This window comes from Nitrosomonas halophila (genome assembly GCF_900107165.1).
GTDB lineage: Bacteria > Pseudomonadota > Gammaproteobacteria > Burkholderiales > Nitrosomonadaceae > Nitrosomonas > Nitrosomonas halophila.
Genome location: NZ_FNOY01000009.1, coordinates 63,499 through 72,315, shown reverse-complemented (window position 1 = coordinate 72,315; position 8,817 = coordinate 63,499). Strand labels below are relative to the sequence as shown.

The window sequence follows — 8,817 nt, the reverse complement described above, 5'->3', positions numbered from 1 at the left end:
ATGCCTCGGCATGAAGAACATCGGAAAGCCGTGTACGGGAGAACTGTACGCACGGTTTGATGAGGGAGGGCAGGCGCAAGCCTGTTCTCTACTCTGCCCTTTTCCTGCTGCCCTTTTCCTGCTTTTCCTGGCCCGTAAAATGCGGTCAAACTAACATTACATTAAGCCATTACGCTGGATTTTTTCCAGCTTCAGCATGGTGCATACAATGCACCCCTACGCTACGCATATTCAGTGACAGCAACCCCCTTGCGTAAAAGTGGAATAGATCGCGATAGATCCACATATCGGCTGGCAGAAAGCATGGGTGTGCTGCGCGGTGTTTTGAGCAGGGTGCATTGCATGCACCCTGCTGATGGTTGTGATGCGTGGTCAGCGTTAAAACGGAATATCGTCTTCCATGTCGTCAAAGCCGGTGCTGGATTTGGCGCTTGTATTATCGTAATTGCTCTCCTTGCCGGCTGGCGCGTCGTAACTGCCGCCACCGGAGCGGCCGCCCAGCATCTGCATGCGGTCGGCGACGATTTCGGTTGTGTAACGCTCGATGTTGGATTTGTCGGTCCACTTGCGGGTTTGCAGGCGGCCTTCGATATAAATTTGCGATCCCTTTTTGAGGTACTCGCCGGCGATTTCGGCCTGTTTACCGAACATCACGATCCGGTGCCATTCGGTGCGCTCCTGTTTCTCACCGGTTTTGTCTTTCCAGGTATCGGTGGTGGCGAGATTCAGGCTCGCCATTGCGTCTCCGCTGGGCATATATCGAATTTCCGGATCTCGCCCCAAGTTCCCAATCAGCATGACCTTATTCAGTGACGCCATTTATGCACTCCCTTCTAGTAACTGAACCACTTTTTCTTCATCGAATCCCTTGAGATCCACTTTCAGATAGGCGACTTGTTCATTGGCCAGCACGAGCGCTTCATACACGCCCGGCAATGCCGCCAATTCACGGGATAAACCGCTGGCCTGCCCCGCATCCATTTTTCTGACCTGGTACATTTTGGAACGCACCGCGGCCGGCGCCTGCATGGTCATGGCCAGTATCAGCCAGATGAGCAGCAACAGGCCGCACATCGCGCTCATGGCATAGGGCCCGTAATGTTCAAACAAGTAGCCGCCCGCACTGGCGCCGATAAACGCGCCCAGGAACTGGGTGCTGCTGTAGACGCCGATTGCGGTGCCCTTGGCGCCGACGGGCGCGATTTTCGAAATGAGCGAGGGCAGGCTGGCTTCGAGCAGATTGAAGGCCGCGAAGAAAACCAGCAACGCAAAGGCCAGTCCCCAGAGGGTCGCATCCAACGCCGCCAGCAGCATTTCCCCAACCAGCAGCAACGCGATCGCGGCGATGAAAACCGGTTTCAGCTGAGATTTTTTCTCGGCGTAAATGATCGCAGGCACAATCAGCGCGATCGACAGCACCATCACCGGCAAATAGATCTGCCAGTGATCTGCAGCCGCCAGGCCTGCATCCCGGAGCGACAGCGGCACGGCCAGCCAGAGCGCCATCAGGACGGCATGCAAGGCAAAAATCCCGTAATTGAGTCGCAGCAATTGCGGGTTGCGCAGCACGCTGCTGAAGCGGCTGGCGGCGACTTCCGTATCGGAGTGAAAACGGCTCACCAGCGGGTTGGGTATTGCTTTATAGACCACCGCCATGGCCGCCACCGCCAAGCAACCGGTCAACAGGAAAATCCCCGGCACCCCGATCCACTGGTTCAGCAAGGGCGCCATCATCAGCGACAGCGTGAACACGACACCGATGGTCATGCCGATCATTGCCATCGCTTTGGTGCGGTGTTCCTCGCGCGTCAAGTCGGCGGCCAGCGCCATGATAGCCGCAGAAATCGCACCCGCTCCCTGTATGATGCGGCCGAAGATCACCCCGTAAATGTCAGTTGCAGTCGCGGCAACAAAGCTGCCCAGAGCGAACAGGATCAGTCCCAGGTAAATGACCGGTTTGCGCCCGATCCGGTCAGACAACCAACCAAACGGAATCTGCAGGATCGCTTGTGTCAGGCCATAGGCCCCGAGTGCGATACCGATCAAAGTATAATTGTCCCCACCCGGCAGCTCCTCGGCGTAGAACGCAAAAACCGGCAGAATGATAAACAAACCAAACATGCGCAGCGCATAGACGCCCGCGAGCCCGATGGATGCGCGCAGCTCCACGGGCGACATTTTTTCCGGAATTTTGGATGTGGTTTTAGAAGTCAAGATTGCAGACATTAAGCAGAATTGTGAGAAAACTGGAAAGTTGGGTATATTAGCAGGTTGACCCATACTTAGGTAGCCGATGGAACTAATCAGAATACGTGGTGCAAGGACACATAACCTCAAGAATATCAATCTCGATTTGCCTCGCAATCGCCTGGTCGTGATCACCGGTTTATCCGGTTCTGGCAAATCCTCGCTGGCTTTCGATACCCTCTACGCCGAGGGACAACGGCGCTATGTCGAATCACTTTCGGCCTACGCGCGCCAGTTCCTGCAGTTGATGGAGAAACCCGATGTCGATTTGATCGAAGGCCTGTCACCGGCCATCGCGATTGAACAGAAAGCGACTTCACACAATCCGCGTTCCACTGTCGGGACCGTCACCGAAATCCATGATTACCTGCGGTTGATGTTCGCGCGCGTGGGCGAACCACACTGCCCGGAGCACAACATCCGGCTGGCCGCGCAAAGCGTGTCGCAAATGGTTGACCATGTGTTGCAGCTCCCGGCCGATACGCGACTGATGATCCTGGCACCAATCGTGATCGGGCGCAAGGGAGAGCAGCTGGAATTGTTCGATGAGCTGCGTGCGCAGGGCTTTGTCCGCGTCCGCCTGGATGGAGATGTGTTCGACATCGATGCTTTGCCGAAACTGCATAAAAACCAGAAGCATACGATCGAGGTCGTGGTCGACCGCTTGAAAACCTCGCCGGATGCCAAGCAACGGCTGGCGGAATCGTTCGAGACCGCCTTGCGCCATGCCGAGGGCAAAGCGCTGGCGGTGGAAATGGATAGCGGCAAGGAGCACTTGTTCTCGGCCAAATTCAGTTGCCCTGTCTGCAGCTACTCCCTTTCCGAACTGGAGCCGCGCCTGTTCTCGTTCAACAACCCGGTCGGCGCCTGCCCCCGGTGTGACGGGCTGGGCCAAATCACTTTCTTCGATCCGGCGCGCATCGTTGCCTTTCCCCATTTGTCACTGGCGAGCGGCGCAATCAAGAACTGGGACCGGCGCAATCAGTTTTATTTCCAGATGCTGCAAGCACTCGCCAGCCATTACGATTTCGATCTGGATACCCCGTTTGAGCAGCTGGATGAGAACATTCAGCAGATCATCCTGCATGGCTCCGGCAAGGAGAAAATCACTTTCAATTATCTCAACGAGCAAGGGCGCGCGAACAAGCAGGTGCATGTTTTTGAGGGCGTCATCCCGAGCATGGAGCGCCGTTACCGTGAAACGGAATCGCAGACCGTGCGCGAGGAGCTGGCCAAATTCATCAACGCGCGCGTTTGCCCCGAATGCGAGGGCACGCGCTTGTGCCGCGAGGCCCGACATGTGCTGGTCGAGAACAAAACGATTTTTGAAATCAGCACCTGGCCATTGCGCCAGGCCAAGCGCTTTTTCGATGAAATGGAATTGTCCGGTCATAAACAGGCGATCGCGGAGCGCATCGTCCGGGAAATCTCCAATCGCCTGCAGTTTCTCAACAATGTCGGACTCGACTATCTGTCGCTGGACCGTTCCGCCGACACACTCTCGGGCGGCGAGGCGCAGCGCATCCGGCTGGCCAGCCAGATCGGCTCCGGCCTGACCGGCGTCATGTATGTGCTGGACGAGCCTTCGATCGGCTTGCATCAGCGTGACAACGGGCGGCTGCTGGAAACACTCAAGCATTTGCGCGATCTCGGCAACAGCGTCATCGTGGTCGAACATGATCAGGATGCCATCATGCTGGCCGACCATGTCGTCGACATGGGCCCGGGTGCGGGCGAGCATGGCGGCTGCGTGGTTGCCGAGGGTACACCCAACGCTATCCAGGCCAATCCCGATTCGCTGACAGGGCAATATCTATCCGGCAAACGCACCATTCCGGTGCCCGCCACGCGCACGCCGCCCAATCCGGAACGGATGCTGCATATCAACGGTGCAAGCGGCAACAATCTCAAACAGGTGCAGCTCGATCTGCCGATTGGCCTTCTGGTCTGCATTACCGGCGTCTCGGGCTCCGGCAAATCGACGCTGATCAACGACACCTTATACCGGGCGGTGGCGCGCCATCTGTATGGCAGTCACACCGATCCTGCCGCCCACCAGGGCATCAACGGCCTGGAATTTTTCGACAAGGTCATCGATATCGACCAAAGTCCAATCGGGCGCACACCGCGTTCCAATCCCGCCACGTACACCGGCCTGTTCACCCCCATCCGCGAGCTATTCGCCGGCGTGCCGCAGGCGCGGGAACGAGGCTACACGCCCGGCAGGTTTTCGTTCAACGTCAAGGGTGGGCGCTGTGAAGCCTGTCAGGGCGATGGCGTCATCAAGGTGGAAATGCATTTCCTGCCGGATATTTATGTAGCCTGCGATGTCTGCCATGGCAAGCGCTACAACCGCGAAACGCTGGAAATTCTCTACAAGGGCAAGAATATCCATGAAATCCTGCAAATGACAGTGGAAAATGCTTACGCGTTTTTCGAGAGCGTGCCGGTGGTTGCGCGCAAGCTGCGTACGCTGCTGGATGTCGGGCTGGGTTATATCACCCTGGGGCAGTCAGCCACCACCCTGTCCGGCGGCGAAGCTCAGCGCGTCAAGCTGTCGCTGGAGCTCTCCAAGCGCGATACCGGCCGCACACTTTATATTTTGGATGAACCGACTACCGGCTTGCATTTCCAGGATATCGACCTGCTGCTCAAAGTGCTGCATCGCCTGCGCGACCATGGCAATACCGTGGTGGTCATCGAGCACAACCTGGATGTCATCAAAACCGCCGACTGGCTCATCGATCTTGGCCCCGAGGGGGGTGCGGGCGGCGGCCAGATTATCGCGACAGGCACCCCCGAAGAGGTTGCCGACAATCCGGCCAGTTACACCGGATACTTTCTGCGGCCGATGCTGGTTTCCAACATGACCCGAGCGGCCCCATGAATCCACGGGAATTGCTGCGCGGCAGTTTCCAGGCGGCAATCGACGCGGCCAACCCGCTGCAGATTGTTCCACTGCACTTGCCCGATCCCCCCAAAGGCAGCACATGGGTTGCCGGTGCAGGCAAGGCGGCCGCCGCAATGGCGCAGGCGGTGGAGGCGCACTGGCCGGCGCACGCGCCTCTGCATGGCATGGTGATTACCCCCCATGGGCATCGCCTGCCGACCCGGCGCATCACCGTCATCGAGGGCGGCCATCCACTTCCCGACGCCCAAGGGGAACAGGCCACCCGCACCCTGCTGGAGGCGGTACGCAGGCTTGGGCCCGATGACTTGTTGCTTGGCCTGTTCAGTGGCGGTGGCTCAAGCCTGTTATCGGCGCCAATCGTAGGCCTCACTCTGGATGCGTACCAGGCCATCACGCGTCAGTTGCTGTTGTGCGGCGCGCCCATCCAGGCGATCAATACAGTCCGCAAACATTTATCCATTGCGCTCGGTGGCAAGCTCGCCGCCGCCTGCCGCGCACCCGTGCATAGCCTGATCATCTCCGATGTGACCGATAACGATCCCACGCATATCGCTTCCGGACCTTGTGCGCCGGACCCGACCCGCTTCCAGGACGTGCTCGCATTGCTCGAGCGTTATGCAATCTCGGTACCGCCTCCGGTCATGCAACTTTTACATACCCATAGTCAGCAAGGTATTGAGGAAACACCCAAGCCAGGGGATCCGCTTTTCAGAAACGTCAAGAACCGGGTCATTGCAACCGCCCATCAATCGCTGGCGGCCGCCGCCCGCTTTTTTCAAGCGCGCGGTATCACACCCCTCATTCTGGGCGATACGGTAACCGGCGAAGCACGCGAAGTTGCACAGGTTTATACAGCCATTGCCCGGGAAGTACGCCATTACGGCAACCCGGCCCAGGCACCGGCCGTGCTGATTTCTGGCGGCGAGACCACCGTCACGGTAAAAGGCAGCGGGCGTGGCGGGCGAAACACCGAATTTCTGTTGGCGCTTGCCCTCGCGCTGAGTGGCCTGGAAAATGTCTATGCGCTGGCCTGCGATACCGATGGTATCGACGGCACCGAAACCAGCGCCGGGGCCATCCTCACACCCGATACGCTGGACCGTGCCACACAGCTCGGTCTCGATCCGGCCGCCTCGCTCGACGACAACGACACCGCCACCTTCTTCGAGCAGCTGAATGATCTCGTCATCACCGGGCCGACCCATACCAACGTCAACGATTATCGGGCGATTCTCGTCTTGTAAAGGAGGCTGTCAAGGGAAGGGTATGGACGATAGCAACAATGCCGATTAAGATGATTAAAATTCTCATGCGTAATTGAGAGTCTGCGTTTAACTCGGTCAAATAATAAGAAAAATCCTTACCACCCACTCACTCGAATAGCCGAGCAATCAAATGACGCATCGAATTCTGGTCATTACGAATGATGCTGCCATTGGCGGGAAACTGACAGCCATCTGCCAGGAAACAACCGTCGGCACGTTCAACGTTGAACAAGCAGAACGGCTCGCTGACGGACTTGAACGGCTAGGGCACGCGATCTTCGATGCCATTGTGGTCGACCTATCGCCACCAGACAGCCGGGGCATGGCCCCAATCGGCAGGCTGCTTGCCATCGCGCCACAGATTTCCATCCTGGCCATCGGCCCCACAGACGATGGCAAACTGGCAACCGAAGCAGTTGCGCATGGCGCCCAGGACTATCTGCCCAAAGCCTACTGCGGCCATCCGTTGTTGCCGCATGTGCTGCACAGCAGCATTCGCCGCAAGGCCATCGAACAATCACTCTTCATCGAAAAAACACGCACGGAAACCGCGCTTGATCATATCAGCGAAGCGATAATCGGCACTGATCAGTCTGGCCATATCAACTACCTGAATCTCGCAGCAGAAAACATGACCGGATGGTCCAGGGAAGAAGCGCGTGGCCAGGCCATCGGGAAAGTGCTGCGCATTATCGACAGCCACTCCCATCAGGCCACCCCGAATCCGGTCGAGCTCACGCTGCAGCAGGACAAAACGACGACATTGGAAGCAGGCGCGATCATGCTCCGGCGCGATGGCAGCGAAACGGCAATCGAGTATTCTGTTGCACCGCTACACGATGCCGGCAACCGGCTTATCGGTGCGATCATGATTTTTCACGACATCACAGCCGCCCAGGCGGTGATCGCCAAGATGGCCTACTTGGCACAGCATGATGCATTGACCAACCTGCCCAACCGGGTATTGCTGGATGACCGGATCACCCAAGCGATCGCCTGGGCCAGGCGGCATGGCACCAAGCTCGCCCTGTTATTTCTGGATTTGGACAATTTCAAGCATATCAATGACTCGCTTGGACATGCGACTGGCGATAAACTGCTGCAGTCGGTCGCACAGCGTTTGCGCGGCTGCGTGCGCAGCTCGGATACCATCAGCCGCCTGGGCGGGGATGAATTTGTAATACTGGTCATGCAAGACAAATACGCCCAGAATGCGGTCCGCACCGCCGACAAAATACTCGCCGCGCTGGCAACGCCCCACGCGATTGATGAGCATGATCTGCATGTGACCACCAGCATCGGCATCAGCGTTTACCCGGTGGATGGCCAGGATGCGGAAACATTGATCAAGCATGCAGATATCGCGATGTACCACGCGAAAGAAAAGGGACGCAACAATTACCAGTTCTTCAAGGATGAAATGAATGTGCGCGTCGTCGAGCGGCTGGCTATCGAAACACATTTACACCATGCCCTGGCGCGGGATGAATTCATATTGCATTATCAGCCCAAAATCAGCTTGAAGACTGGACGCATCATCGGGGCAGAGGCGTTGTTGCGCTGGATGCATCCGGAATGGGGCTTGCTGCGGCCCGAGCGTTTTCTGCAGATTGCCGAAGATTGCGGCATGATTCTGCCAATTGGCCGCTGGGTATTGCACAACGCCTGCACACAGGCCAGGCACTGGGAAAAGGCGAAACTGGAATTTGGCTCCCTGGCCATCAATATCTCGGCACTGGAATTCCGTCACAAGGACTTCATCAGAGACATAGCAGCGGTTTTAAGCGAAACAGGACTGTCTCCACACCGCCTGCAACTGGAGATCGCCGAAGGGGTGTTGATGCGCGATGTCGAGTCCAGCCTGGCCATACTCAAGCAACTGAAAGACATGGGCATACAGCTGGCCTTGGATGATTTCGGCACCGGTTGTTCCAGCTTGAAACATTTGCATCGGCTGCCAATCGATATACTGAAAATCGATCACTCATTCATCCAGGCTATCGGAGGCAGCAATGGCACCCTGGTCAGCGCCGCCATTGCCATGGGCGCCAGCCTCAAGCAACGCACCACCGCCGAAGGGATAGAAAAACCAGAGCAGCTCATTTTTCTGCGCACACAGCATTGTGATGAGGGGCAAGGCAACCTGTTCAGCCAACCGCTCGCTGCCGGGCAGTTCAGTCAGCTATTGGCCAGCGGATGCCATCCAGAAAAACCGCGCAAATAACCGCACGGCTGGTCAGGGGCGATAATAATACGGCGGAGTTTGCCAAACCGTCTCGGGGAGCAGGCGGTCATACCCTTTCTTCACAACCTGGCAACACTCACAACCCCTGTCCTCCAGCCCTGATCGATCAACAAAGGTATCAGGTCCATAATCGAGTGTGCTCGTTTTTT

5 protein-coding genes are annotated in these 8,817 nt (G+C 57.3%); 3 read left to right on the top strand and 2 right to left on the bottom strand.

Annotation, left to right across the window (positions count from 1 at the left end; translation table 11 throughout):
- Positions 1–378 precede the first annotated feature (378 nt).
- Both ssb and BLV85_RS03745 read right to left on the bottom strand, forming a co-directional pair.
- Complete coding sequence (gene ssb, locus BLV85_RS03750; protein ID WP_090412272.1) at positions 379–819, bottom strand: single-stranded DNA-binding protein; 441 nt, start codon at positions 817–819, stop codon at positions 379–381.
- A complete protein-coding gene (locus BLV85_RS03745) occupies positions 820–2,226 on the bottom strand; it encodes an MFS transporter (protein ID WP_245725082.1) in 1,407 nt (468 codons plus the stop codon).
- A gap of 67 nt (positions 2,227–2,293) precedes the next feature.
- Between BLV85_RS03745 and uvrA the strand changes: the two genes are divergently transcribed.
- The 3 genes from uvrA to BLV85_RS03730 all read left to right on the top strand — a co-directional run bounded on the left by uvrA (position 2,294) and on the right by BLV85_RS03730 (position 8,647).
- On the top strand, positions 2,294–5,134 hold the full coding sequence (gene uvrA, locus BLV85_RS03740; protein WP_090412268.1) for an excinuclease ABC subunit UvrA: 2,841 nt from the start codon (positions 2,294–2,296) through the stop codon (positions 5,132–5,134).
- Positions 5,131–6,402, top strand: a complete 1,272-nt coding sequence (locus BLV85_RS03735) for a glycerate kinase type-2 family protein (RefSeq protein WP_090412266.1) — start codon at positions 5,131–5,133, stop codon at positions 6,400–6,402. The genes uvrA and BLV85_RS03735 overlap by 4 nt, the downstream gene beginning before the upstream one ends.
- 151 nt (positions 6,403–6,553) lie before the next feature.
- Positions 6,554–8,647: a putative bifunctional diguanylate cyclase/phosphodiesterase gene (locus BLV85_RS03730; protein WP_090412264.1), complete on the top strand. Its 2,094-nt coding sequence runs from the start codon at positions 6,554–6,556 to the stop codon at positions 8,645–8,647.
- Positions 8,648–8,817 lie beyond the last annotated feature (170 nt).

Coding starts and splice junctions, on each gene's coding strand:
- ssb (WP_090412272.1), bottom strand. CDS start 819: ATGGCGTCACTGAATAAGGTCATGCTGATTGGGAACTTGGGGCGAGAT.
- BLV85_RS03745 (WP_245725082.1), bottom strand. CDS start 2,226: ATGTCTGCAATCTTGACTTCTAAAACCACATCCAAAATTCCGGAAAAA.
- uvrA (WP_090412268.1), top strand. CDS start 2,294: ATGGAACTAATCAGAATACGTGGTGCAAGGACACATAACCTCAAGAAT.
- BLV85_RS03735 (WP_090412266.1), top strand. CDS start 5,131: ATGAATCCACGGGAATTGCTGCGCGGCAGTTTCCAGGCGGCAATCGAC.
- BLV85_RS03730 (WP_090412264.1), top strand. CDS start 6,554: ATGACGCATCGAATTCTGGTCATTACGAATGATGCTGCCATTGGCGGG.